At 61.9% G+C, this 25,841-nt stretch carries 24 protein-coding genes; 15 read left to right on the forward strand and 9 right to left on the reverse strand.

The annotated features are described in order from the left end of the window. Positions 1–95: 95 nt before the first annotated feature. Positions 96–1,031 (reverse strand): hypothetical protein, encoded by a 936-nt coding sequence (locus AC0L18_RS14180; protein WP_473492836.1) that lies wholly within the window; start codon positions 1,029–1,031, stop codon positions 96–98. Between the two features lie 117 nt (positions 1,032–1,148). Between AC0L18_RS14180 and AC0L18_RS14185 the strand changes: the two genes are divergently transcribed. After that, a complete protein-coding gene (locus AC0L18_RS14185; RefSeq protein WP_236377448.1) occupies positions 1,149–1,448 on the forward strand; it encodes a hypothetical protein in 300 nt (99 codons plus the stop codon). A 70-nt stretch (positions 1,449–1,518) separates the two neighbouring features. Here the strand turns inward: AC0L18_RS14185 and AC0L18_RS14190 are convergent, their stop codons facing one another. Next, a complete protein-coding gene (locus tag AC0L18_RS14190) occupies positions 1,519–3,492 on the reverse strand; it encodes a putative bifunctional diguanylate cyclase/phosphodiesterase (protein WP_473492838.1) in 1,974 nt (657 codons plus the stop codon). Positions 3,493–3,513: 21 nt separating this feature from the next. Continuing rightward, on the reverse strand, positions 3,514–4,044 hold the full coding sequence (locus AC0L18_RS14195; protein ID WP_473492839.1) for a putative pterin-binding protein: 531 nt from the start codon (positions 4,042–4,044) through the stop codon (positions 3,514–3,516). A gap of 327 nt (positions 4,045–4,371) precedes the next feature. Here AC0L18_RS14195 and AC0L18_RS14200 point away from each other — a divergent pair, with 327 nt between their 5' ends. From AC0L18_RS14200 to AC0L18_RS14210, 3 genes are all read left to right on the forward strand, one after another. Further along, entirely contained in the window at positions 4,372–5,244 is an 873-nt protein-coding gene (locus AC0L18_RS14200) for a DMT family transporter (RefSeq protein ID WP_473492841.1), read from the forward strand. 177 nt (positions 5,245–5,421) lie between these two features. Continuing rightward, positions 5,422–6,162: a 2OG-Fe(II) oxygenase gene (locus AC0L18_RS14205; protein ID WP_473492842.1), complete on the forward strand. Its 741-nt coding sequence runs from the start codon at positions 5,422–5,424 to the stop codon at positions 6,160–6,162. Positions 6,163–6,804: 642 nt separating this feature from the next. Further along, on the forward strand, positions 6,805–6,999 hold the full coding sequence (locus AC0L18_RS14210) for a hypothetical protein (RefSeq protein WP_473492844.1): 195 nt from the start codon (positions 6,805–6,807) through the stop codon (positions 6,997–6,999). A gap of 258 nt (positions 7,000–7,257) precedes the next feature. Here AC0L18_RS14210 and AC0L18_RS14215 read toward each other — a convergent pair whose 3' ends face one another. Next, positions 7,258–8,028 carry a pseudouridine synthase gene (locus AC0L18_RS14215; RefSeq protein WP_473492960.1) on the reverse strand — a complete coding sequence of 257 codons (771 nt, stop codon included), beginning with the start codon at positions 8,026–8,028 and terminating at the stop codon, positions 7,258–7,260. A 257-nt stretch (positions 8,029–8,285) separates the two neighbouring features. Further along, the gene (locus tag AC0L18_RS14220) at positions 8,286–8,501 is read right to left on the reverse strand and encodes a hypothetical protein (protein WP_473492845.1); all 216 of its coding nucleotides are present in this window, start codon (positions 8,499–8,501) and stop codon (positions 8,286–8,288) included. Between the two features lie 272 nt (positions 8,502–8,773). Here AC0L18_RS14220 and AC0L18_RS14225 point away from each other — a divergent pair, with 272 nt between their 5' ends. The 4 genes from AC0L18_RS14225 to AC0L18_RS14240 all read left to right on the forward strand — a co-directional run bounded on the left by AC0L18_RS14225 (position 8,774) and on the right by AC0L18_RS14240 (position 12,578). Then, complete coding sequence (locus tag AC0L18_RS14225) at positions 8,774–9,037, forward strand: metal-sensing transcriptional repressor (RefSeq protein ID WP_473492846.1); 264 nt, start codon at positions 8,774–8,776, stop codon at positions 9,035–9,037. An 8-nt stretch (positions 9,038–9,045) separates the two neighbouring features. Next, positions 9,046–10,074: a cation diffusion facilitator family transporter gene (locus AC0L18_RS14230; protein ID WP_473492847.1), complete on the forward strand. Its 1,029-nt coding sequence runs from the start codon at positions 9,046–9,048 to the stop codon at positions 10,072–10,074. A gap of 148 nt (positions 10,075–10,222) precedes the next feature. Beyond that, positions 10,223–11,992 (forward strand): cation:proton antiporter domain-containing protein, encoded by a 1,770-nt coding sequence (locus tag AC0L18_RS14235; protein WP_473492849.1) that lies wholly within the window; start codon positions 10,223–10,225, stop codon positions 11,990–11,992. Positions 11,993–12,221: 229 nt separating this feature from the next. After that, positions 12,222–12,578, forward strand: a complete 357-nt coding sequence (locus tag AC0L18_RS14240) for a VOC family protein (protein WP_023799084.1) — start codon at positions 12,222–12,224, stop codon at positions 12,576–12,578. 25 nt (positions 12,579–12,603) lie between these two features. On the opposite strand, the gene AC0L18_RS14245 is transcribed toward AC0L18_RS14240, so the two are convergent. Further along, on the reverse strand, positions 12,604–12,969 hold the full coding sequence (locus AC0L18_RS14245; RefSeq protein WP_473492850.1) for a VOC family protein: 366 nt from the start codon (positions 12,967–12,969) through the stop codon (positions 12,604–12,606). A 148-nt stretch (positions 12,970–13,117) separates the two neighbouring features. Between AC0L18_RS14245 and AC0L18_RS14250 the strand changes: the two genes are divergently transcribed. Next, positions 13,118–13,429 carry a hypothetical protein gene (locus tag AC0L18_RS14250; RefSeq protein ID WP_023799082.1) on the forward strand — a complete coding sequence of 104 codons (312 nt, stop codon included), beginning with the start codon at positions 13,118–13,120 and terminating at the stop codon, positions 13,427–13,429. 10 nt (positions 13,430–13,439) lie between these two features. After that, on the forward strand, positions 13,440–14,330 hold the full coding sequence (locus AC0L18_RS14255) for a sigma-70 family RNA polymerase sigma factor (RefSeq protein ID WP_473492851.1): 891 nt from the start codon (positions 13,440–13,442) through the stop codon (positions 14,328–14,330). Positions 14,331–14,356: 26 nt separating this feature from the next. Here AC0L18_RS14255 and AC0L18_RS14260 read toward each other — a convergent pair whose 3' ends face one another. Beyond that, positions 14,357–15,454: an AraC family transcriptional regulator gene (locus AC0L18_RS14260; RefSeq protein ID WP_473492852.1), complete on the reverse strand. Its 1,098-nt coding sequence runs from the start codon at positions 15,452–15,454 to the stop codon at positions 14,357–14,359. Between the two features lie 76 nt (positions 15,455–15,530). Here AC0L18_RS14260 and AC0L18_RS14265 point away from each other — a divergent pair, with 76 nt between their 5' ends. Next, complete coding sequence (locus tag AC0L18_RS14265) at positions 15,531–16,643, forward strand: DUF1330 domain-containing protein (RefSeq protein ID WP_473492853.1); 1,113 nt, start codon at positions 15,531–15,533, stop codon at positions 16,641–16,643. A gap of 419 nt (positions 16,644–17,062) precedes the next feature. Next, positions 17,063–19,111, forward strand: a complete 2,049-nt coding sequence (locus AC0L18_RS14270) for a family 16 glycosylhydrolase (RefSeq protein WP_473492854.1) — start codon at positions 17,063–17,065, stop codon at positions 19,109–19,111. Positions 19,112–19,441: 330 nt separating this feature from the next. Here the strand turns inward: AC0L18_RS14270 and AC0L18_RS14275 are convergent, their stop codons facing one another. Next, complete coding sequence (locus AC0L18_RS14275; RefSeq protein WP_473492855.1) at positions 19,442–20,599, reverse strand: sulfite oxidase; 1,158 nt, start codon at positions 20,597–20,599, stop codon at positions 19,442–19,444. 254 nt (positions 20,600–20,853) lie between these two features. Between AC0L18_RS14275 and AC0L18_RS14280 the strand changes: the two genes are divergently transcribed. The 3 genes from AC0L18_RS14280 (at position 20,854) to AC0L18_RS14290 (ending at position 24,040) form a co-directional block, all read left to right on the forward strand. Then, positions 20,854–21,486: a DUF1326 domain-containing protein gene (locus AC0L18_RS14280; RefSeq protein ID WP_077382542.1), complete on the forward strand. Its 633-nt coding sequence runs from the start codon at positions 20,854–20,856 to the stop codon at positions 21,484–21,486. 8 nt (positions 21,487–21,494) lie between these two features. After that, entirely contained in the window at positions 21,495–22,430 is a 936-nt protein-coding gene (locus AC0L18_RS14285; RefSeq protein WP_473492857.1) for a DUF2182 domain-containing protein, read from the forward strand. Positions 22,431–22,522: 92 nt separating this feature from the next. Beyond that, complete coding sequence (locus AC0L18_RS14290) at positions 22,523–24,040, forward strand: FAD-dependent oxidoreductase (protein ID WP_473492858.1); 1,518 nt, start codon at positions 22,523–22,525, stop codon at positions 24,038–24,040. A gap of 116 nt (positions 24,041–24,156) precedes the next feature. Here the strand turns inward: AC0L18_RS14290 and dinB are convergent, their stop codons facing one another. Then, complete coding sequence (gene dinB, locus AC0L18_RS14295; protein ID WP_473492860.1) at positions 24,157–25,398, reverse strand: DNA polymerase IV; 1,242 nt, start codon at positions 25,396–25,398, stop codon at positions 24,157–24,159. Between the last annotated feature and the right edge of the window lie 443 nt (positions 25,399–25,841).

Here is a 25,841-nt window from a genome sequence, read left to right on the forward strand (position 1 = left end):
GAGCCTTGGATCGGAATGGTCATCCGGTTCTGCATGAGCAGCGATTAGGCCAGGCCGCGGCGGGGCGGCGGGCCGCTTGCCGGCGCGTTCTCAACTCAGGGCGCCGGGTTGAACTGGAGCAATTTGAAACAATCGCCGCTTCCCGACTTCAACTGCGTCAGGAAGCGTTTCGACCGATCGATCCATTCCTGGTGCGACCTGGCATCGGCCTCGATCTCGTCGACCGGTCCAAGCTTGACGAAGCTGCGCCCCTCGCTGAAAAGCCAGCACGCACGGCCGAGAAGTCTCCTGCTGCGCTGGCGCAAGAGATCGGCATCATAAAAGATGTCGAGCACCTCCTGCTTGATCTTTGCCTCCTTTTCAGGATTTGCGATCGCAACCGCGATCGAGTCTCCGCCGATCGCATCCTGCAGGTCCTTGTAGTCGAGGGCGAGCTGAGTGGTGGCATATTTGATCTCGCTCTCATCCTGGACGATGTTGAACCACAGCGCGGGATTGAGTTCGTTGACGACGAACGATGCTTCGAAATCGCGCGATAGGTTCAGGATCTCGAACGCTTGAACTTCAACGTCGCGCTCAACCAGAAGGATCTCGGCGACCTGCTTGCCGAGTTCCGCCCCGTGGGCGCTGATCGCGGCATTCGTTCCACCGAGTTCCGGGCTGATATAAGGACCGCCATCATCGAGCAGCGCATCGAATTCGCCAAGGTATTCGACGACGGCGGCGCCGCGAGCAATGCGCGCGGCCAGTTTGGCAAGAACCAGCTGGAGCTCCGTTTCGCGTTTGCGCTGATCCTGATAATTCTGCTGAAAAAAGAAGATGAACAGAGAAACGCCAATTCCGATCAGGATGACCCCGAGCTGGGAAAAGATGTTGCGATAATATTCCAGCAGCTTTTCACGATGGCGCATGTCGTGGCGCACGCTGTGCGCCACACGAGCATTGACGATCAGCGAAAGGATCAGCAGCCCAGCACCGATCAGGATGAGGCCACCGATGAGGAAATAGCCTTGGCCTGAACTGAAATCCATTCTTTTGCCCGCGTCCTTTAAGCCCGAGACCGCGCAGACTAATCCCATTCCGTTTCAACGCCTACGGGCACCTCCCAAAGCGCGCGCTCGCCTAATACTTTAGTTGTAATCTGTCGCGTGTTTGATATCGTCACGGCGGGAGGAATTCAGATGGCCGTGGAGTGCAAATCCGCGCCCTATATGGGCGTCTTTTCAACCATTGAACTGGATCTCTTGAGGGGTGTGGTTCGGGAAATTTTGCGGTCCGGCGAAGCGGAGCTCGACAACGAGGACGCCGAAATGATCGCGCGCGTGGTCATCGCAACCTACAAGGACGGCGCCTCGGGTCGCGAGGAATTGGTTGAAGCCGCCCGGATTGCCGCCAGGCGCTGCGCTCTCGACCATTTTTACGATCGAGCAGTAGGCTTGTTCGCATAGGATTTCGCATCTGGAGGCCGGCCGGCAGCAACGCTTTCAGGCTCAGGACCACATCCTCTGTGCAAACGCTCTACGCAGACAGGCCCAGCCTGAACTTGTCCGTATCTTTCATCCTGCCTCGCCTCGCAGCCAGGTGGTTCGTCAGCCGATTTTCTTCGATCGGTTGGGACAGGAAAAACCCCTGAGCGCTGTGACAACGCTCGGCAATCAGGAAATCGAGCTGCGCTTCGTTTTCCACCCCCTCTGCCAGAACGGTCAAGCCGAGGGAATTGGCCAGTGCTATAATGCCTCGAACGACGTTCTGTTTTTTCTTCGACGCTTCCAGACCGCTCAAGAACGATCGGTCGATCTTCAGCCGATCGAGGTTGAAATCGGCAAGGTAGCCGAAGCTTGAATAGCCGGATCCAAAATCGTCGAGTGCCAGACCGACGCCGATATTTCGAATTTCCGTCAGCATGTTCAAAGCGTTTCGGCTGTTCTGGATAAGCACCCCCTCCGTTATTTCCAGTTGCAGGCGCGAGGGCGGCAGTCCTGTTTGTTGCAGCACCAGAACAAGGTGGGCGAAGTACGCATCGTTCTGAAGGCTTTTGCCCGAAAGATTGACCGAGCAAACGAAATCATCGGCAGATAGTGGCGCCCATCGAGCTGCCTGCAGGCAAGCCTTGCTCAGCACAACCTTGTCGACTTCCAGTATCAGGTCGCTTCGTTCGGCAATTGGAATGAATGACATCGGCAGACGAATCGCTCCCGAAGTGGGATCGCGCCAGCGCACAAGCGCCTCGGCGCCGATCATGCGGCCGGTTGCCAGCTCGAACTGCGGTTGCCAAACCAGAAAGAACTCGTCGCAGTTAAGCGCACGCTTGATCCCAGCTTCTTCGCCGAGCTGCATATCGAACTGATTGAGGATTGCAGGCGAGAACGTCACGAAGCCAGAGCGTCCTTCGGCTTTGGCGACATAAAGAGCGCTGTCCGCGTTGCGCAACAGGGTGGAAATATCCGAACCATGTTCGGGGAAACACGCCATGCCGATACTGGCTCCCATCCGCACGTGGTGGCCCGCGAGTTCGGCAAACCGGTTCAATTGCTCGCGAAGCCGATCGCCGAGCGCATCGGCTGCCGCGTGCCGGTCCCCGATCGCCATGACGGCGAACTCGTCACCGCCCAAACGGATGGCGACAACTTCGTCGGGCCGTTCGACCGATTGCAGGATTTCGGCGACGGCTTTCAGCAGCAGATCACCGATGTGATGACCGAACGTATCGTTCACGCCCTTGAAATGATCCAAATCTATCAGGAAAAGGCGGAGTTGCTTGCCGGCCAGCCTTGCCCGGTCCAGCATCACGTCCCTGTTGGCTGACATCCAGGCACGGTTCTTCAATTCCGTCGTCGCGTCGCGCCAGGCCAGAAACTCCAGTTTCCTTATCGTTTCCCGACGGCCGATGAGCAATACGGCAGTTCCGATCGCCAGCAGCGACAAGACCGCCAGAGCGAATGCAATCTGGTAGTTGAATCTCTTCAGGCTTTTTTCCGCCGAATAGAGATCTACGTTGATCTCATCTCCATATTTGTAATATTCGTCGTTCATCCTCGCTACGAGATGCTCGAGTTCCAGCCCCATTTCTTTCAATATATTTTCATCGAGAGGCGGCCCGGCCGCAATCATGGCATCAAGCCGTGTCACCGCGTCAACGACACGCGGAACGATACTTGCGTAGGCGGGAATCTCGCTCGCTGTCCCGGTGCCGTCGATCCGCTTGAAACGGATGTAGACCAGGTCGTTCGCCGCCGATAACTGCTCAAGGCTGTCTGCTGAGCCGGGGGCTGCCTGGGCGAGCGATGTCATGTCTTTGAGGTGGGTTACATCGCGTATTGCAATGTGGAACTCGCGGATGGCGAAAAAGCCGAACCGCGGCAGCGAATATTCGATCTTGCTGAGGCTGAGAAACAGTACGGTGATCAGGACGGCAGAGCTGGCTGCTGCAGCCGCAATGGCGGTCCCGTAGGTGATGGGAACGCGCCAGCCTCTCGATCCAAAGCGTGCCATTCGAGCCACGCCGGAACTCGATCAGCCGCCAGGCTCGAGCGTCTTGATCAGCCAGACCCACCGTGGTTTGTGGATTGGCGTATCGAAGGCCGGGTGGTCGTTGAGCGGATAGACCAGCCGGGTCGGACCTTGCGTGCGTCGGGTCAGCAATTTTCCGTCCTGGCGGGTGGCAAGCAGGAGAGGACCTTCCGTCCAATCTTGGCGCGGAATTATCTGCACATATTCGTCCACCGCCCGCAGAACAACGGAATCCTCGCCTTCCAATCCAACGAGCTTGAGCACATCGCGGAACAGGACGCCTTCAAATGTAAGCTGCCCCTTTTCAAATGGACTTGCGGTGGTGACCCGGTAGAGACCGAGCTTTTCCAGCTGTCGCAACGTGACTGGGACCGACTTGCCGTTGTTCTGAACATTGAAGGCCACAGTGTCTGGCGATTCCGGGCGATCAACGGGCTCCAACGCCCCGGCCGGCAGGATGCAAAACGCCAGGACTGCCAGCATGATCAGACTGCGCTTAAGCGATGAACGTCCTGTGTTGAGCAAGGATGACATGCGCAATCCTTTTCTTGTCGATGGGCCAGCACCCAGCCGTCGCCTGACCTTCATTCGGGCAGGCGGGTTTAACATTGCCATGAATGTCTGATTTTTCCGTTAGCCCTGTTCGGCCTGGAAGAGTCGCGCAACGGCGAAACTGCCGATCTCCCCCCTCGTGGGGGAGATGCCAAGTGGGGGCAAAGAGGGCAGGCCAGAGGGGGCGTGAAGGATCGCGGCCTCGCTCCAGCCTGGGTTCCTCGCCACCACAGCTCGATGCCAGCGCGTAGGCGATCCGTAAACGGGCATCTGCCAGCCTTCCCTCGACATCCAAGCGAGGGGAGGCCGATGTCGAAGCTCCATGCCAACCTTGTTGTTCTGTTTGCCGCAGCTCTGTGGGGCTTCGGCAATGTCCCGCAAAAGACTATTCTCGACCATCTCGACCCGTTGAGCGCGGTCGGCATGCGCTGCCTGATCGGCGGGCTTATGGTCCTGCCGCTGATCGCCACCGAACCCCGACAGCCGGCAGGCGGCCTCTATCGCGCCAGCCTGGCAAGGGTAAGCGCGTTGTTTGCGGTCGCGGTCGTTTTTCAGCAGATCGGCTATCTCGGCACGTCAGTGACCAATGCCAGCTTTCTGGTCAGCACGTCGACGGTGATGACGCCGATTGCGGCGCGGCTGCTGATCGGCGAGCGATTGACAACGACCGTTGGGCTCGCCGCCGGCCTGTCGGTGGTCGGCGCGCTGCTCCTGTCCGGCGGCATCGCGAGCTTCAACCGCGGCGATGCGGCGATCATGCTGTCGGCGGTCTGCTTTGCGCTGTGGATGGTCGAACTCGGCCGCCATGCGCAAACCTACGGACGTCCGTTCACCGCCATGGCGACGCAATGCCTCGGCGCGGCGGTGGTCACCCTGCCGTTCGGCCTGTTGCACGGCAATCTGTCGCCTGCCACCGTGATCGACGCCTGGCCGCAATTGCTTGTGCTTGGCGTGTTCTCGACCGCCGTCGGCTTCAGCATCCAGACCGTCGCCCAGCGCTTCACCTCGGCCAGTCACGCGGCGGTGATGCTTAGCGCCGAAAGTGGGTTCGGCGCGTTGGGTGCCGCGCTTTTCATGGGCGAGCGGACGTCGTCGGCAGGCGTGCTCGGCGCGACGATCATGCTCGGCGCCGTCCTCTACCTCGCCACGTCCGGCGGCAAAACTGCCAAAGCCGGCGCCTGAGGAACCCGAACCGGTGCCTCGCTGGAGGCATTGAAATCGCTAGTCAAACAGGCCTGGGCGGGGGGCGCGGGTGACGCTTCGCTCTGTGCAACACCCCTTGGCAGGAAACGGGTGGTTTGCACGCGCCGATTCACCCATCTGATTGCAGAAGCCGATGAAGCCAGAGGAGGCAGAGCCATGACCATACACACGGTTCCAGAAGCAGCGGTCCGATCGGCGGAAGCGCGCGTCGCCGGATATGACTGGCAGGCACTGGCCGAGGAGATGAGCGGCTATGGCTGCGCGGTGATGGAAAAGCTGCTGACACAGCAAGAATGCCGGGAGATCGCCGGGCTCTATCCCGACGAAGGCCATTTCCGCAGCCATGTCCACATGGCGCGGCACGGCTTCGGCAAGGGCGAGTACCGCTACTTCCGCTATCCCTTGCCAGAACTGATCGGCGGCTTGCGCACCGCACTCTATCCGCGCCTTGCCGCCGTCGCCAACGACTGGAACGAGCGCATGGGCATCGCCCAGCGCTACCCGGACGAACACGCCGCGTTCCTCAAGCAATGCCACGAGCAGGGCCAAACGCGGCCGACGCCGCTCCTGCTCCAGTATGGCCCTGGCGACTTCAACTGCCTGCATCAGGATCTCTACGGCGATCTTGCCTTCCCGCTGCAGGTGGCAATCCTGCTATCGGAACCGGATAAGGATTTCACCGGCGGCGAGTTCGTGCTGACCGAACAGCGCCCGCGCATGCAGAGCCGCGCCGAGGTGGTGCCGCTGCGCCAGGGCGATGCAGTCGCCTTCGCGGTCCACAATCGTCCGGTGCAGGGCAGCAAAGGCAGTTACCGCGTCAATCTCAGGCACGGCGTCAGCCGGCTTCGCTCCGGCCTGCGCCATACCGTCGGCATTATCTTCCACGACGCGAAATAGGGCTGTCCCTGCGTGGAGGCGACCAGCAACTTCGTGCCAAGGGGATCAGTTGTCGGAGTCGGCGCCGCCCCTCATCGCCCTGCCGGGCACTTCTCCCCGTGTGACGGGGAGAAGGGACTGGTCGCACCGTGGCGGATATTCTGCAACGCTGGTGATTGGCGAAACCATCGATGAGAGCGCCCCTCTCCTCGTCACTGTACGGGGAGAGGGTGCCGGCAGGCAGGTGAGGGGCAGCGCAAAGCTGAAGCGATTGGCTGCCGAACAATTCTTCAGGCAACCGCGGCAATCGCGGAAAAATAAAAATCTCGCCCACAAAGATCTTTGTCATCCAATCGTTAACCAAGGTTTATACGGTGAGCGGTGTTGTTTCTCTGCCGACGTTCGTTCGCCGGGCGGATGACTGTTGATATCTGCCAAGACTAAAAACTAGCTATTTGTTCGCGCGTCGGGGATCGCCATGATGTTTCCAGCAGGCTTTGCGTCACTCCGGCGCAAATCGGCGAAGATCAGCGGCTCGAGCAATACTGGGCAGGGCAGGGGCCCGTCGCAAACTGACCGGAAGAACCAGGCTGCTGCTTGGCACAGCACCTGAACTGAAATTCATATCGCGCCGTGATGGCGGCTTGTTGGGGACTGCGTGACATGGACATCGATATCTTCAAGGACATCCCCGTGCCGGTGATCGGCGGGTTGGGCATCTTCATGCTCGGGCTCGACTTCATCGCCAACGGCATCCAGGCGGGCACGCAAGGAATCCAGGCCGCACGCGCTGGGCGATCCCGGCCTCAGCCCGGTCCCGGCCGAGTAGCGGGGCGGGACATAGCGCGTTCGCATTAGAGGCGACGAATTATCGAAGTCGGCGCCGCCCCTCGTCGCCCTGCCGGGCACTTCTCCCCGTATAGTGACGGGGAGAAGTGGCTGGCGGCGACCTAGGTGAATATTCTGCAACGCTGGTGATTGGCGAAACCGGCGAAGAGAGTGCCCTCTCCCCGTCACTATACGGGGAGAGGATGCCGGCAGGCAGGTGAGGGGCAGCGCCAACCTGAAGCAATGGGCTTGCCGTTCCGCTTTGCCGGGTCGCTTCGGCGCCTTCGCTCAGCCTTGAAACAGCGCCAGTTCTTCGGCCGTGAGGTGGCGGGCCTTGCCCTTGGCGAGGTCGCCGAGCCGCAAGCGGCCGATCGCCACCCGCACCAAGCGAAGCACCTCGACATCGTGCGCGCCGAGCAGCCGGCGGATGTGGCGGTTGCGGCCCTCGTCGAGGGTGACTTCCAGCCAGGCGGTGCTGGCGCCGCTGCGCAGGATGTCGATCGACCGCGCCGTCAAATCTTCGCCATCGACCGTGGCGCCGGCGCGCAACCGCGCCAGCAGGGCCGCGTCGGGCAGGGCGCCGATCTGCACATGATAGATCTTGGCGACGTGCGAAGCGGGGTCGAGCAGGCGCTGGGCGAAGCGGGTGTCGTTGGTCATCAAGAGCAGGCCTTCGCTGGCCTTGTCGAGGCGGCCGACCGGCGACACGAAGGGCAGGTCGAGTTCTGCCAGGCAGTCGTAGACGGTGCCGCGGTCCTGCGGGTCGTTGCGGGTGGTGACCAGGCCGCGCGGCTTGTTGATCATCAGATAGACCTTGCGCGAGGCGACGACGCGGCTGCCGTCGACCTCGATGCGGTCGCGGCCGGGATCGACGCGCAGCGCGCCGTTGCGCACGATTTTGCCGGCGACCCGGACGCGCCCTTCGGCGACCAGAATTTCCGCCTGCTTGCGCGAGCACAGGCCAAGCTTTGAAAGGGCACGGCAAAGGCTGACGCCTGGCAGACTGGCTCCGGCGCTAGGCGAGGGGCGTGGCCAGCCGGCGTTCGGCCGTGGCGCCATAGTTTTGCGTGATCGTTCCGGCAAGTCAGGTCTTCCCCGCCACCTGAGGTGAATATTTGCTAACAGAAAGCCGCCGGGGTGGATATCTGGATTTCTCGAGTGGAGTATCCGGACGTGTGAGCTGCGGCCCTCCGTTGCGACAGGTCGCCTCCGGACATCATGGCAAAGTTGGCAGGACAGAGGGGGGCGCCGTAGAGCGCCAACATTTCGAGCCTCGCACGCGCCCCGACGCTGATCGCCCGGGGGCGCCACGATCGTCAGTTTGCCCTGGGCTCGTCCTCGACGACGAAAGATGCGGCAATCAGGTCGTCGGCATCGATCCGCAGGGAGCCTTCATCTCCTCCCATGACAGCGGCTACCTTCTGAAAAATTTTCATCTCGTGCTCGGTAATCCGGGCGCTCCGCATCCTGGCCTTGAGATCAGCGATGCGCAGCCCCAATGTTTGGGACGTTCCAATTTCACGGTTCGACATGACAACATGCTCCTCCCCAACCCACGCTTTTTTGCCTCCCCGCCGGTATTCGCCCGTCGCCTACGATGTTTGCCCAGACATAGGGGCATCGCGAATACAGCGCCCCGAACGCTGGTGCGAGGGGAAGGTTCCAGCGCAATACGGTCACGAAATAATACGGGCCGCCGCCGCCCGCAGGAGGCAGCTGGCCGTCCTTCTCCGATTTGTGATGGACTCAAGGTGGGCTCAAGCAAGATTTGACTACATCCTCCCCGGGAGGATACAAAACAGGCATGTCCGAAGGCATCCACCGTTCGCATCCGGCTATCGTGAAGCGTCTGAAGCGCGCGCAAGGCCATCTTGCGGCGGTGCTGTCGATGTTCGAGGCGCATCGTCCTTGCGTTGACCTGGCGCAGCAGCTCCACGCCGTGGAGAGCGCCATCAGCAGTGCAAAGCGCGAACTGATCCACGATCATATCGAGCATTGCCTGACGGACTCCGCGGAAGCCGGCGGCAACTCGCTGGCGGAACTCAAGGAACTGGCGAAATATTTGTGAGCTGTCAAATGCCTGTGCTCGGCGCGCGCATCCTCGACTGGTTCGGGTTCGGGCCGCGCGATCACGCCGCGCATGGTCATGGCCATCACGATCATGTGAGCGGGTCGCATAGCCACGGGGTCATCGATACGACCATTGCCACGACCGACCGCGGCATATGGGCGATAAAATGGTCGTTCGTCATCCTGGCAATCACCGCGGCGATGCAGATGGTCGTGGTCGCGCTGTCGGGCAGCGTGGCGCTGCTGGCCGACACGGTCCACAACATCGGTGACGCCACCACCGCCATTCCGCTGTGGATCGCCTTCCTGCTGGCCCGGCGCAAGCCGTCGCCGATCTTCACCTACGGCCTGGGCCGGGTCGAGGACCTGGCCGGGATGATCATCGTCGGGATCATCCTGTTCAGCGCCATCGTCGCCGGTTACCAGGCCATCGACCGTTTGATCAATCCACGCGTGGTGACGCATCTGGGCTGGCTGGCGGCGGCGGGCATTGTCGGCTTTCTCGGCAATGAGGCCGTCGCGGTGTTCCGCATCCGCGTCGGCCGCGAAATCAACAGCGCCGCACTGATTGCCGACGGCTACCACGCCCGCACCGACGGCCTGACCAGCCTTGCCGTGGTCCTCGGAGCGTTCGGCGTCTGGCTCGGTTTTGCGCTGGCCGACCCGATTGTCGGCCTGCTCATCACGCTTGCGATCTTCGGCATCGTCTGGCAGTCGGCGCGCTCGGTGCTGACCCGCATGCTCGATGGTATAGATCCTGAAGTCATCGGCGACATCGACCATGCCGCCGCGCATGTGCCGCAGGCGCGCATTGTCGATGCCAAGGCGCGGTGGATCGGTCACAGGCTGCACGCCGACATTGCCATCGCCGTCGAAGAAAGCCTGCCGGTCAGCGAAGCGCAGAAGATCACCGCAGCGCTGGAACACGAGTTGTTCGAGCACATGCCGGCGCTTGCGGCGGCGAATATTAGATTGGCGAACGCGGTTGCCGATCATCGCCACGGACATCCGCACGGCGAGCACGACAGCCACTAACGGTCGCTCCGACCGGCGCGTTTCCGTTCGCCGCGCGAAAAATGTTGAGACCGCCGCGTCTTAGTCCATTATCCCCGGGTCCATTATCTCTGGCTCGCGCAACGCTTGACCCGAGCGCCAAGCGTGGCCGGAAACCTGGATTGGGAAGATGCCCCAGGCGCCACTTATCGCAACCCTTGTCGCCGGCCTCGGACTCGCCTTCATCCTCGGCACGTTGGCGAACCGACTTCGGCTGTCGCCGCTGGTCGGCTACCTCGTGGCTGGTGTCTTGATTGGCCCGTTCACGCCCGGCTTCGTTGCCGACCAGGCGCTGGCGCGCCAACTCGCCGAGCTCGGCGTGATCCTGCTGATGTTTGGCATAGGGCTGCATTTTTCGCTGAACGATCTGCTGTCGGCAAGAAAGATCGCGATTCCCGGCGCTGTCGGTCAAATGGCTCTGGTGACCATGCTCGGGCTCCTCGTGACGCAGGCGATCGGCTGGCCGATCGGAGCCGGAGTGGTGTTTGGACTGGCCCTGTCGGTTGCAAGCACAGTCGTGGTCCTACGGGCGCTGCAGGAAATGCGGCAGCTCGAAACCGATGGCGGACGCATCGCAGTCGGCTGGCTGGTCGTAGAGGACCTCGCCATGATCCTCGCGCTCGTGCTGTTGCCGGCCTTCGCAGGCGTGCTCGGTGGCAATTTCAACAGGCCAAACCTTGACGGCAATGACCTGGTCACATTGTTTGAGCCGCAGACCATCTGGAGCGCGCTCGGGCTGACGCTGGGCAAATTGGCGGCTTTCTTCGCGATCATGGTTGTCGTCGGGCGACGTGTCATTCCGCCGATCCTTCACTACGTTGCTCACACTGGCTCGCGAGAGCTTTTCCGTTTGGCCGTGCTGGCGATCGCCCTTGGTGTCGCTTTCGGGGCAGCCGAGCTGTTCGGCGTCTCGTTTGCTCTTGGCGCGTTTTTCGCAGGAATGATCCTTGCCGAATCCCAGTTGAGCCAAAGGGCCGCTCAGGAAACGCTGCCGCTGCGCGACGCATTCGCCGTGCTTTTCTTCGTCTCCGTCGGCATGCTGTTCAACCCGATGATCCTGGTCGAGCAGCCGCTGCTCGTCGGCGTGACATTTTTGATCATCGTCATCGGCAATGCCACGGCCGCATCGGCCATCGCATTGATGTTCGGCTATCCGTCCCACGTGGCCCTGACACTCGGCCTGAGCCTGGCACAAATCGGCGAGTTCTCCTTCATCCTGGCGGGACTGGGTGTCGACCTCGCGCTTCTTCCAGAGGCTGGACGTGACCTGGTGCTTGCTGGAGCCATCCTTTCGATCCTCGTCAACCCGCTGCTGTTTGCGGCGTTGGATCGACTGACGCCGTGGCTGAAAGCACGAGAGCGAACCATCGCCACGCAAGAAGGCAGAGCCGAAACCCCCGAACTCGCGGCTTCCAGCCTGACAGACCACGCGGTGCTTGTCGGCCATGGACGGGTCGGAAGCCTGGTCGCGGAGACGTTGCAAAAGGCAAGGCAGCCTTACCTGGTGATCGAGGAACGACAAGCGATAGTAGAACGGCTGCGCGCCCGCGGCGTTGATGTCATTGCGGGAAATGTCACCCAGCCGGGCCTGCTTGAGGCGGCCAACGTTGCCTCAGCCCGGTGGTTGATCAGCGCCATTCCTAATCCGTTCGAGAGCGGCAATCTCATCGAGCAAGCCCATGCCATCAATCCAAAGCTCGAGATCATCGCCCGCGCGCATTCCGATGCCGAAGTGGATTACCTCAAGAAGTTCGGCGCCGACCTGATCATCATGGGCGAGCGGGAGATCGCGCGCGGCATCTCGGATCACATTCTGAGCCGGATCGATGCCCCAGCCGCCCCGGTCGCAGACCAGAGCCAAAACGCGCGCCAGGTCGACTCAAAACCGATGGCCGGGTGATGGCGGCAGGTGCGCGAACAGCATCTCCAGCTTCTTCCGCTGATAGCGTGAGGTCTGGCAGGCGTCGGTCTTTGAAGCAACGCCGGGTTTCGGCACCTGCAATCACGCCCGGCCGACCTATATCCAACTGAAGCTTGCCGATATCGAGCGGCTGTGTCGACGGGCGGAAACGTCGTTTGCAACGGCAATAGCTTGTTTGTTCGCATCATTTTCAGGGAGATAAGGAGCCATGATTTCCGGCGCACACATGATCATCTACAGCACGGATGCCGAGGCAGACCGCGCATTTTTTCGCAATGTCCTGCGTTTTCCAGCAGTCGATGCTGGCGAAGGCTGGTTGATCTTCGCATTGCCGCCGGCCGAGATTGCCGTTCACCCGGCCGCCGAAGTCGACAGCCACGAAGTCTATCTCATGTGCGAAGACATCAATGCTACGATCCAAGAGCTGAAATCGCACGATGTTGAATGCACTTCGGTCACCGATGAAGGCTGGGGCCTGCTCACGCATGTCTCGCTTCCCAGTGGCGGCTCGCTTGGCCTTTACCAGCCGAGGCATGCTTTGGCGCACAAAGCCGGGGCTGCTTAAGTGGCCGTTTTCCGGCTGCACCCGCTCATTGGCTGCCGATCACCATGCGGTTGCCCTCGCTATCGCGAAATTCCGCCACCGTGCGGCCTGGCTGCCAGGGCGCCTCCTGCGGTTCGGTGATGATCTCGACGCCGCCCGCCTTCAACGCCGCGATCGTCGCCTCGACATCGTCGTCGACCAGCACCAGCACCGGCTCCGCGCTTGGCGTGTCGTCGGCGCGCCTCGCAAAATGCAGGTTCGTCACGGCGCCGGGAAATTTCAGCTCGATCCAGCGCCAACCGCTATCGCCCATCTTCTCGTCGGCCGTCACCTTGCAGGCGAAATGCCTGGTATAGAACGCCTTGGCGCGGTCCTGGTCGAATACCGGCAGTTCAGCAAACTGGATGTGCATGGTCGTCGCTCCTGCTCCTCGATGGCTGCTGCCTAGCCGTCCGCAGGTGGAAGTCGATCCGGGCGGCCGAAAAAATTTATAGCGTGCGAGAATCTTTTCGGGAACGCGAAACGTCTTCTGCTCAGACCAACCATTCAGGAGACGAACCATGGGCTACAAACTCATTCGCTACAGCGTGAAAGACACCGGGCTGGAAGAGAACCGCGCGCTGGTGGCAAAAGTGTTCGAGACGCTGGATGAAACGGCGCCGCAGAGCGTGCGCTATCTCGTGCTCGAACTCGACGACGGCGAGTTCGTCCATGTCGTCGGCGAAGGAAATGACACATCCGCGCTGACCGGGCTTGCGGCCTTCGAGGCGTTCACGCAAAACCATGCGGAACGGCGCTCGACGCCGGTCAAGCGATCGCCTGCCAAAATCATCGGCAACTACCGTGTGCTTGAGGAGAGCAAGGCCGGATAGAATGGACGCCATGATCCAACCGAAGTTCGATCGGCCGGCGCTTGAGGCGATGCTCTCCGGGTTGCGCGCAAAACTGCACCGCTACTGCGCCCGCATGGCCGGCTCGGTGATCGACGGCGAAGACATCGTCCAGGAGACGCTGGTCAAGGCGCTGCAGGCGGTCGACGGCAGCATGACGGTCGAGCGGCCCGAGCAATGGCTGTTTCGCATCGCGCATAATGCCGTGCAGGATCATCTGCGCCGGCGCCATCGGGAAAGGTCGCGCATGACCGAGACCGACATGACCACGATCGAGGATCCTTCCGGCAGCGCCGACTCAAGGCTCGCCGCGACGGCCGGCCTGCGCAGCTTCATGCAGCTCTCGGTGGCGCAGCGCAGCGCCGTGATCCTGGTCGACGTGCTCGGCCTTTCGCTGCATGAGACCTGCGAGGTGACCGGCGCGACGCTGGCCGCCACCAAGGCGGCGCTGCATCGCGGGCGGGCGCAGTTGCGCCTGCTGGCAGCCGAGCCCGAACAGGCTGCCGCGCCACGGCTCGACGCCGATGACGAGCGGCGGCTGCGCCGCTATGTCGATCTGTTCAACGCGCACGACTTCGACGCGATCAGGGCGCTGATCGCCGAGGATGTCCAGCTCGAATTGGTCACCCGGCTCCGCATGCGCGGCAAGGCTGAAGTGTCGACCTATTTCGGCAATTACGAGCGCATCAGCGACTGGGCGCTGTCGCTGGGTTTTGTTGACGGCCGGCCGGCGATCCTGATCCGCAACCCGCAGGAGCCGGACGGCGCGGTGCGCGGCTTCATGCTGGTCGAATGGCGGGACGAGCGGGTCGTCCAGATCCGCGATTTTCGCTATGCACCCTGGTGCCTGATCGATGCCGAGATCAGCACTGTGGAGGGGTAGGGGGAGGGTCGGCCTCCGGCCGCCCGTTATCCGCGCCGGCCGTCGCGCCAGCCAGCCGGCGAGACGCCCGCGAGCTTCTTGAAGCTCCGGCTGAAGGCCGCTTCGGACTCGTAGCCGACATCACGCCCGACCGCCGAGACTTTGGCCAGCCCATCAGTGAGCAGTCGTGCGGCCAGTTGTACGCGCCATCGCGTGAGATACTGCATCGGTGGGCAGCCGACGAGACGCGTGAAGCGGGCCGCGAGGACGGACCGCGAGACGCCGGTTTCGCGTGCGAGTTCTTCAATTGTCCAGCCACGCGCCGGATTCTCGTGGACAAGCGCAACGGCCCGGCCGACGGCGGGGTCGCGCAAGGCGGCCAGCCAGCCGGCCTGCTCCGGCGGTAGTGCCTCAAGATAGCGGCGAACGACCTCAACGAATATCAGCTCGCTGAGGCGCAGGCGGATGCATTCAGCGCCAGGTCGTTGAACGGACACCTCTGCCAGCGTTAGCTCGATCAGCCGGTCGAGCAGGTCGCTTGGTGCGCCGGCCGCGCGCCGGATGCGTATCAGCGGAGGAAGGGCCCCGAGCAGAGGATTGAACGGCCGTGCATCGCAGCCAAGGAAACCGCAGACATATTTGGTCAGGAGGGGGCCGTCGCCACCTTCGTTGACCACGAAGGGCAGTTGTCCGGCCGCCATGGCGCGAAAGAAATCGAGCGAATCTTCCTGGCTCAAACCGGACCGCACTCCGGGCGCACTGCACATCGCGTACGAATCCTCATGCGGGATCACAAGTATGTCGCCTTCGGCAAATTCCATCGGCGGACCGTCGCCGATGCTGACCGAGCCCGATCCTTGGGTGATGATGTGGTAGGAAATCACATGTTGGGCGCGCGGCAGGATGAGATGGGCAAATGAATCCGCCCGCGGCACTTCCACACTCCAGGGCGAAGAGGCATCGACCCAGAAGAAAAGCGCGCCGGTGAGCTTTATCACGCGCAGCACATCCGAAAGCACATCCTTGTCCGGCGCGGCCGAAGGTGCGGCATCGGCAACGACCTCTTTCGGTGGCCGCCCAGGCGATGGCGCAGGAACGGACGCTGCGGCAAGCGATTGAGACGCTGGGTCATGGAGCGTGCCCATGGCCAAGCCTACTATGCGCCGAACAGCATATCCACCGCGCATCCCGTGGAGTCCATGCGATCAACGGAGGTCGGCCATGTCTACTTATTGCTTCTTCGACGTGCGTGAAATCACCGACCAAGCCAAGGTCGAGCAGTATCTGGCAGGGGTCTTTGCAACGGTTGAACAGTATGGAGGGCGCTATTTGGTGCTGGGCGGGAAGTCCGACCTTGTCGAAGGAGACTGGCAGCCGGTCTATCCGGTCATCGTCGAATTTGCCGACGGCGAGCATGCCCAGCGCTGGTACTCATCGCCTGAATACGAGCCGCTGAAGGCGCTTCGCGTCGCCGGAACCCGATCCAACGCAGTGTTCCTTGAAGGTGCAACGCCGGGATCGGAGCAAGCGGCGGTCCAGACCTACCGGGGCAAGACATCGAAAACTCCGGCTGAAATCTACGACTCACTGTTCGTTCCAGCGCTGTTCCGACAATGGGGGCCTATCGTCGCCGCCGAGGCGGGAATAGGGAGGGGCGACTGCGTGATCGACATTGCCTGCGGTACGGGTGTGCTGGCGCTCGCAGCCCTCGACCGCGTTGGCGCGGAGGGCAAGGTGGTCGGGCTTGACCCCAATCCCGATATGCTTTGCGTTGCCCGCCGCAAAAGCACTCGCATCGAGTGGCGAGAAGGGCGCGCCGAGCAGATACCTTTCCCGGATGAAAGCTTCGACGCCGCAGTCAGCCAGTTCGGCCTGATGTTCTTCGACGATCGAGCAGCCGGACTGCGGGAAATGATGCGCGTGGTCAATTCCGGCGGCCGGCTGGCCGTCGCGGTCTGCGGACCGCTCGACCAGTCGCCCGGCTATGCCGCAGTGGCGGATATGCTTGATCGGCTGTTTGGAAGCGACGTTGCCAACGCGTTCCGGGCGCCCTTTGTGCTCGGCGATGCGGAGTTGCTGCGCTCGCTCTGCGCGAAGGCAGGCATAGAGCGTGCCGAAGTGAAGCGGCACCGCGGAACGGTCCGTTTTGCCTCGATCGAGACGCTGATCTCGACTGAAAGAGCCTGCGTCTGGACGTTGGGCGGGCTTTTGGACAACGAGCAGTTCAAGCGGCTTCTGGAGGAGGCCGAGCGGGCACTTATGCCTTACGTGACAGCAGCCGGCGCCGTCGCTTTCGACATGCCGGCGCTCGTCATCACGGCATCCAAGGACTGACGCTGGCGACCGATTTCCAGGTTATTCCGGCCGTCTGCGGTTCAATAGGTGAACCTGCCGAAGGTCCGAGAAGGGTCGGGGAACGAACCCGCTGCGCGGGAGGGCGCCTGCGGTTGAGGTAGAGGGGACAGGCCGGCCGTCGCGCCTGCATTGAGCGTCGTCCGCCAGCGGGCGGAGAAAGAGCGGCTGGTTGGCGGCGACGTTCGAGCCCGGCGTGACGGTATCGGAAGATACGCAGTATCGAGTCCCGGCTACGTCAACCGATTTGCGACATCTCCCAAATTTCTCGTGAACGTTGGGGATAACCGCACTGACCCCATTTGCGGCGGAATCGGTTTCCATTACCCTTCCGTTAACAAATCGACGATTAGATATTGGGGGGCAACCGCGAAAATGTTGCGAGAACAAGGAGCCCATCAATGGCTGCGATTGCTCTTCCTGGCGATTGGACCGGACAGTACAAGGGATCGAAGCTGAACCTCTCCGGGTTCAAGCTCTCCTTTTCTGACGAGTTCAACACGCTTGATGTCGTGCCGAACAACGGCACCGGCAAGTGGTTCGCGCCGGTACACGCCCCCTATGGGGCCGCCACGTTCATGTCGCCGGTGGGGGCAACGAATCCGTTCTCCGTCTCTGACGGGAGGCTGACCATTACCATGAAGCAGGTGGGCGGCGTCTGGCAGTCGGGGACGATGCAAACGGTTAACAGCGCCGGCCAGGGTTTCGCGCAAGAGTACGGGTACTTCGAGATGCGCGCAGCCTTTCACGGCGGGGCAGGAGCCTGGCCGGCTTTCTGGATGCTGTCGCCCAATCAGACTGTGCCACGCGTCGAGGTCGACATCGTTGAAGCCTATGGGGGCGATCCCGATGGTCATCACCAGGCGGTGCACTTGAGCAATAAGGAAAGCCACGCTTGGGAAAGCAACTATACGGGCCTCCCCGGTTCGATGTTCGACGGGGCGTTTCACACCTACGGCGCGAGAATCACGACGGACTGGATCACCGTGTACTATGACGGCAAGGAGCTGAGCCGCTTTCCAATGAGCGAGTCCTTCCGCACGCCGCTCTATATGATAGCCTCGCTTGCCATGAATCCCCTTGAGGTCGAGCGGGCGTCCGGCACCTACAAGATGGTCATCGACTACGTGCGCGCCTATGCCGCGCCGGACGTGATGGAGCAGCACCTGACCGGGACGGATGCGGCGGATATCCTGAACGGCGGCAGCTTTGATGACGTTCTGGACGGCAGAGCTGGTGCTGACAAAATGTCCGGCGGTTTCGGCAACGATACCTACCGCGTCGACAACGCATTCGACGTAGTCATTGAGGCTGACGGCGCCGGCATCGATGTGGTCATCACCTCGATGACGTATTCGCTGTCCGGCCAGCAAATAGAGCAGCTCACACTCACCGGCGTTGCCGACATCGACGCGATGGGTAACGAACTCGACAACACGCTGGTCGGCAACGCTGGCAGCAACCTGCTCGACGGCGGGGTCGGTATCGACAAGATGGAGGGCGGCGCAGGCAACGATACCTACTATGTCGACAATGCGCTCGACCGTGTGGTCGAGGGCGATGCGGCGGGCAACGATTCGGTGTTCAGCTCGATCACCTATTCACTGCCACGCTATGTCGAAAATCTGACCCTCATCGGCCTTGGCGCTATCAATGGTCGCGGCAATTCTTCCGACAATGAGCTGACCGGGAACAATGGGAACAACACGCTGGACGGCCTTGCCGGCAACGACACCATAAGGGGCGGAGCGGGTAGCGACCGGTTAGCGGGCTATGATGGCACCGACCTTCTCGATGGCGGGACCGGGGCCGACCTGATGAATGGCGGAGCCGGCAACGATACCTATTATGTGGACAATGTACTGGACAACGTCATCGACGAAGCGGGCCTCGACCAGATTTTCAGCTTGGTCACGTACTCACTGGCGGTCGATCGCCGGCTGGTAGAAAATCTGCGTCTGACCGGAAACGCCAACGTCGGAGCCACGGGAAATTCCCTCGACAATGTGCTCGACGGCAACGACAGCGACAACAAACTGGACGGCGGCCGAGGCAATGATACCGTGCTTGGGCGGGGTGGCAACGATGCACTAACGGGCGGCCTGGGCATTGACCGGCTTACTGGTGGCGCCGGCAACGATTTCTTCGTTTTCAGCGCGCCGCTCTCAGTGGCCAACCGCGACATCATCACGGATTTCAACCATACGGCCGATGCATTCAGGCTCCAGAATTCGGTAATGCAGGGGCTTGGAGCCACCACGGGAGCCCTCGATCCAAGGTACTTCTTCGCTGGGACTAGCGCGCACGACGCCGACGACCACATCGTCTATGACAAGGTTACGGGTACGTTGTTTTACGATTCCAACGGAAACGTCGCAGGCGGCATGACAGAGCTCGCGACGCTGACGAACAGGCCGACGCTGCTGGCCGACGATTTTTTCGTGATCTGATCCGGCGCTACAGCGGTGCGCGTGAAAAAGAGATCAAGCGCACCGTTGTAACTTCTTGTTTGCGCATCGCTTTGTTCGAAAAACCGGTGACCTCTTTTTCGAGCGATGGTCTGGTCTAAAATAGTTCTACTGCGCCACAAACTGTGTTGGATGTCTCCTGGCGTCACTTGCTCGTCCCCAATAGACGAGACGAATCGCAACAGTTCACCGAAGCGGTCGTTCCGGGCATCTACGATACGCGTCTATTTTGCCTCCGCAAGCTGACCTAAAGATTGCTTGGACAACCAGTCTGCGCTGCCTGCTTCACCTTCGCGCGTGCAGCAAAGTCTATCAAACGACACGCACGCGGCGCGTCACCTGGCCATTGCTTTCCCAGTATGTGTGTTTCTTGGCAATCAAGGGATCGTCCATTGCCGGTTGAACCTGTCCCGTGGTGCTGACCGCGCGCGAGGTCACCGTATGTTCTCCAGGAGACGGATTTGCCCAGTCCACGGACCAGATCTTCCAGGCGTGTTCGGCCTCCTCGCTGCGGTCGATGGTCGCCGGTGCCCATGGCGCTTGATCGATTTGCACTTCTACCCGATCGATCGGTGCCCCCCAGGCTGCCCCAATGATGCGGTAGTCCGAGTCCTTGCGGGTGACCTTCGCGGGCGCGGACTTTATCAGCGCTCGTCCGACTGAGTCCTCGGTCCACACGGTCTCGCCATTGCGCTCTTCCTCCCGGATGGTGACATAGTCACGCGCCATCAGAAGGCTCATGAAGCGGGTGTCGCGCACCTCGATGCGCTCCAGCCACTTGACGTTGGCGATGCCGTACCAGCCCGGAGCAATCAGCCGCAGCGGAAAACCATTGGCCGCCGGCAAGGCGGCTCCGTTCATTTCATAGCAGAGCAGATTGTCTGGGTTCGTCGCTTCGGCAAGCGACATGCTGCGCGCGAAGTTCTGCTGCATCTTGACGTCGCGGATGGCGACCTCGCCGGTGTCAGTGCCGAAAAAGACCACCTCGATGCCATCTTCCAGAACGCCGGCTTCCTCGAGGATCGGGGCGAGCGGCGTCCCTGCCCAGCGGGCATTGCCGATGCCGCCGGTGAAAAACGGAAAACCGTGGTTGCCCGAGCATTCTACTGTGAAAACGACCTCCTGGCGCGGCCGCGCCTTGATGTCGGCGAGAGTCAGTTTCAAGGGCTTCTTGACCAGGCCGCCGATCTCCATCGACCATGTCTTCTCGTCGATCGTTGGTCGATTGAAATGCGAGATGCTGAAGAACTTGTCGTTCGGCGTTATCCAGCTATCCAGATCCTCCCAGACAAGCTGCTTCTGGATGCCGACCGGATCGGGATTTTCGGTCGGCTGGTCCAGCCACCGAACAACCTCCTCGCTCGGCCGTGTTGGAAAAGCGTAAGCCCGACGCGAGGTATAGAGAGCAGCAATTGCGGCGAGGGCAGCACTTCCCTGAACAAGAAGTTCTCTGCGTTGAAGATCAGGCATGTTGTTTCCTCCCAGTTGATCCGGAAACAGGCTGCAGGTGCCTTGGGCCGCAGCCTGAACACGGATAGGCGCAATGAACGTTTGCCCCACCCGGAGATTATCCGGACAGGTCAACAATCAGCGGCGCATCTCAAACATGTGAAGCCTTGGACGAAACTCTCGCTTGGGTTTCGCCTTTTTGAGGGTGCGCCTTTGAGAGGGAAGAGTCCAGGTGTATGATGATGGTCTAATATTTCGAGATCAGGGAGGACAGTATGACGTCTTGGGAAATCAAGGGACGCGAACTTGTCAATTGCACCTGCGAATATGGCTGCAACTGTCAATTCAATGCGCTGCCCGACAAGGGCCATTGCCATGCCGTGGCCGGCATCCAGATCGATGAAGGTCATCATGGCGAGACCGTTCTCGACGGCCTGCGCATCGCCGCGATCTTCAAATGGCCCGGGGCGATCCACGAGGGCAACGGCGAAGCCATCGCTTTCGTCGACGAGAAGGCAACCGACCAGCAGCGTAACGCGCTGCTGCGCATCATGACCGGCCAGGACACCGACCCGTTCGCGACGATGTTCGCCGTCTACGCCTCGACCGTGACAAAAATGAACGAGCCGGTTTTCACCAGGATCGATCTCGACCTCGATGTCGACGGCCGCAGGGGCCGCATCTTCGTCAAGGACTACATCGAAACGGTCGGCGAACCGATCCGCAACAAGGTGACGGGCGCGGACTCGCGCGCCCAGATCGTGTTGCCGAACGGCTTCGAATATGCGGTCGCCGAGATCGGCAGCGCTTCGAGCACAACCAGCGGGCCGGTTCAGGTGACCACCAAGGACAGTTACGGCCAGTTCGCGCGGCTGCATCTCAACAATCACGGGGTGGTGCGGGCCTGACGCGGCGCATGAACGGCGGGTCGCCACTGGAACGGCTGCTCAGACGCGACCGCGTCATCACGATTGCGGGCGTGGTGGTGCTGTGCCTGCTGGCCTGGCTTTACATCGCCGCCGGCGCAGGGATCGGCATGAATGCGTGGGAGGTGTCGAGGCTCGCGTTATTCCCGCACCTGCAAACTCCGAACATGACATCCGATATGACCTCTGACATGCCCGGCATGGACATGTCTGGCATGGATATGTCCGGCATGGGCATGAGCGCGATGAACATGTCTGGCACGGATAGGGGCGCGATGGACATCGCGGGGGAGCCGCGGGCCTGGGGGGCCGCGAACTGGGCGCTGATGATCGCCATGTGGTGGGTCATGATGATCGCCATGATGTCGCCGAGTGCGGCGCCGACCATCCTGCTCTATGCGCGCGTGCATCGCCATGCGCTGGCACAGGGTCAGATCCAGGACAAGCTCGCGCCGACCGGCGTGTTCATGGCAGGCTACCTCCTGGTCTGGCTGGGGTTCTCCGTCGCGGCCACCGCATTGCATTGGCTGCTCGAACGCGAAGCCTTCGTTTCCGCGACGATGATGAGTTCGCAGAGCCGCTGGCTTTCAGCCATCGTCCTGATCGGCGCGGGGATCTATCAGCTCTCGCCCTTCAAGAACGCCTGCCTGTCGCATTGCCGGGCACCGACGGCGTTCCTTGCCCGCCACTGGCGTCCGCACGCAACTGGCGCGCTGCGCCTCGGCGCACTGCACGGGGTGTTTTGTGTCGGATGCTGCTGGATGCTGATGGCGTTGTTGTTCGTGGGTGGCGTCATGAATCTGGTGTGGGTTGCCGCGCTCGCCATTCTGGTGCTGGCGGAAAAACTGTTTCCTGCCGGCCTGTGGGTTGGCCGGGCAGCCGGCATCGCCCTGATCGCCTGGGGCAGCGCAACGCTTTTGGTCTGACGACCAGGGCCGCCTCTGTCGGCATTCAAAGCGTCGAGGAACTTTGAATTCTCGCATCCGTTACCGAATATCGTGGATGGGAGGCTCCGCCGATGAATGTCAGCGATGAAAGGACTGTATCGCTCTGGGCGGCGACCGAAGTCGTGCCCGATGCGGTGCCGCTCGGGCAAAGCGAACAGGTCGATGTCGTGGTCGTCGGGTCTGGGATTGCCGGACTGTCAGTCGCCTACGAACTGGCCGTCGCCGGGCAAAAGGTGGCTGTCCTCGATCGCGGCCGGATCGGAAGCGGCATGACGGCTCGCACCACTGCGCACCTGTCATCTGTCTGCGACGACTATTTTTCGGAGCTGACCAAATTGCGCGGCGAGGACCTGGCGCGGATTTTTTACCAAAGCCAATCGGCCGCTATCGACCGTATCCAATCCATCCAGGAGACCGAGCGTATCGCTTGCGATTTCCGGCGCCTTGATGGCTTTCTCTTTCCGGCTTCCGGCAGCCAGGAAACCGATATCACGCGCGAACTGGACGCCGCTCTGAAGATCGGTGTCGAGGTCGAGAAGACTAGGGGCGTGCCATTTGCAGGCTTTTCGGATGTGCAGGCCCTTCGATACGCCAATCAGGCGACCTTCCACCCGCTCAAATATCTCCGCGGGCTGGCCGCGGCCATCCGCGCGCGCGGCGGCGTGCTTTATGCTGATACTATCGTCGAAAAGGTCGAGGAGACTGATGGCGGCGTGCATGTAACCACGGTTTCAGGCTCTACCGTGTCTGCCAGATCGGCCGTTGTCGCCACCAACTCGCCGATCAACGATCGGGTCGCGCTTCACACCAAGCAAGCGCCCTATCGAACCTACGCGATGTCGTTCGAGATCGCGCGCGATACCATACCGGATGCGCTGTATTGGGATACTGAAGACCCTTATCACTACGTTCGGCTTCAGCCTGGCGACGGTCGAACCGACTTCCTGATCGTCGGAGGTGAAGACCACAAGACAGGACAGGCCGATGATGCCGGTGACCGTTTCGCGGCCCTGACGGCCTGGACCAAAAGGCTGGTGCCCGATGTCGGCGTGGAAATCAACCGGTGGTCCGGGCAGGTGATGGAGACGGTCGATTATGTGGGGTTCATCGGCCGCAATCCTGGCGACAGCCGCGTCTTTGTGGCGACCGGGGATTCCGGCCAGGGCATTACCCATGGCGTTGTCGCCGGCCTGTTGATTTCAGACCTGATTCTGAAGGAGGAAAGTCCCTGGCGCGAACTCTACGAGCCGTCGCGCAAGACGGCAGGCGCGATCGGCGATTACCTGTCGGAGAATGCGACGGCGATCAAGAGTTTTGCCGAATATATCGCGCCTGGCGAGATCGATTCCGTCGATAAGCTGCGACCGGGAGAAGGTGCCATCGTCCGTGAAGGGCTCAGCAAGATCGCCGCATTTCGCGATGACGACGGCACGCTCTACAAGCGCTCGGCCGCATGCACGCATGTCGGCTGCCACGTCCACTGGAACTCGCTCGAGCGCTGCTGGGACTGCCCCTGCCACGGTTCGCATTTTGCAATCGATGGCACGGCCTTGAACGGACCGGCCGTGGCGCCGCTGGGAAGCGAGTAGGCAGTAGGCAGTAGGCAGTAGGCAGTGGGCAGTGGGCAGTGGGCAGTGGGCGGTGGTGAGGAAGCCATTCAAGGGGCCATTCCCCTACTCCCCTACTGCCTACTGCCTTCCATTACTTACAATTCCTTTTCTGCCAGCTCGCGAAACGCGTCGGGAACCGATCGCGACTGCCCGAGCGCGACCGATGCGTAGCCGACCGCCTCCCAGCCGAAGCGGTCGCGGATCTTGTCGATGGCGCGGTCGGCGGTCCAGAGTGCCGCGCCTTTCCTGGTGCCGGGGCGGCGGCGGTCGTCGTCGAGGCCGAGCGGCAGTTCCAGCTGCAGGGCAGGTTGCTTCTCCAGATGCGACACGGCGATCGCCAGCAGCGAGATGGTCTTTTCGTGCGGATGATCGACAAGCACCTTGCGCACCAGCGCCTCGGCAATCTCGGCCAGCATCGCGGTTGCCGAAATCGGCTGGTCGAGCGTGACCGAACGCGTCACCGAGCGCAGATCGGCAAAGCGGACGCGGACCGTCACCGTGCGGCCGGGCCGCGATTTCGCCCGCAGCCTGGTGGCGACCCTGTCGGCCAGATGCAGCAGGGTGGGCACGAAGATTTTTGCCTCGGCCGGTTTCCTGCCGAGCGCCGATTGAGCGCCGGCCGATAGTGCCCGGCGCTGCGTCTCGAGTTTTCGTGGATCGCGGTTCCAGGCCAGCGCGTTGAGCTTTTCGCCCGCCGCCGGCCCGAGCAGGCGCTCCAGCGATTGGGCGTTAAACTTCGCCAGCTCGCCGATGGTGCGCACACCAATGCCGGCCAGCCGCTCCCTGGTGACCGGACCGACGCCCCACATCAGTTCGACCGGCAGGTCGTGCAGAAACTCCAGCTCGTGGCGCGGATCGACCACCACCAGCCCGTCGGGCTTGGCCACCTGCGAGGCGATCTTGGCCAGGTGCTTGGTGCGCGCCACGCCGACCGAGATCGGTAGCCCGAGCTCCGCCCGCACGCGGCGGCGGATGGTTGTCGCGATCTCGGCCGGCGGGCCGAACAGATGGGTGCAGCCGGCGACGTCGGCAAAGGCCTCGTCGATGGAAATCCGCTCGACCACCGGGGTGAAATCGCCGAGCACTTGAATAGCCGCATCGCCGAGCCGCTGATAATCCTTGAAATGGCCGCCGACGAAAATCAGCCCGGGGCAGAGTTCACGCGCGCGCCGCCCCGGCATGCCGCCGCGCACGCCAAAAGCCCTGGCCTCGTAGGACGCGGCCAAGACGACGCCGCCGCCAACGGCGATCGGCTTGCCGCGCAGGGCGGGGTCGAGCAACTGTTCGACCGAGGCATAGAAAGCGTCCAGATCAGCGTGGAGGATGTTGGCTTCCATCCGGCCCGTTCGCCCGCGGCGGTTCGAACGCCGCATTGTCCTGAGGGTAGGTTTTTGTGTGAACATAAAGAGAACAAATAGGGCGGATTGTCAAGCAGCGTGGAGGGCAGGTGGAGGCAATCGCTTCAGGTTTGCGCTGCCCAATCCGCTTACCTTTCCAGCGTTGGTGGTTGGCGAAAACTGAAGCGGCTGCTGTCTCCTTGCTGGGGAGATGTCCGGCAGGACGGAGGGTGTAATCCCGCCGACCTCTCAAGACCTGGGTTCCCCGCCCACCGCGAAGCGGGGGAGAGGTGGCCGCGAAGCGGCCGGAGAGGGGGCTTTCGTAGGGCGCAGTCCCCCTCTCCGTGGGGGGGGGGGGCGGGCCCCCACCCCCCCCCCGAGGGGGGGGGGGGGGGCCCCACGGGGGAGGTATAGAGGGGGGAGACCCCGAGGGCCCCCCCGCC

The sequence above is a fragment of the Mesorhizobium sp. WSM4819 genome (assembly GCF_055811215.1).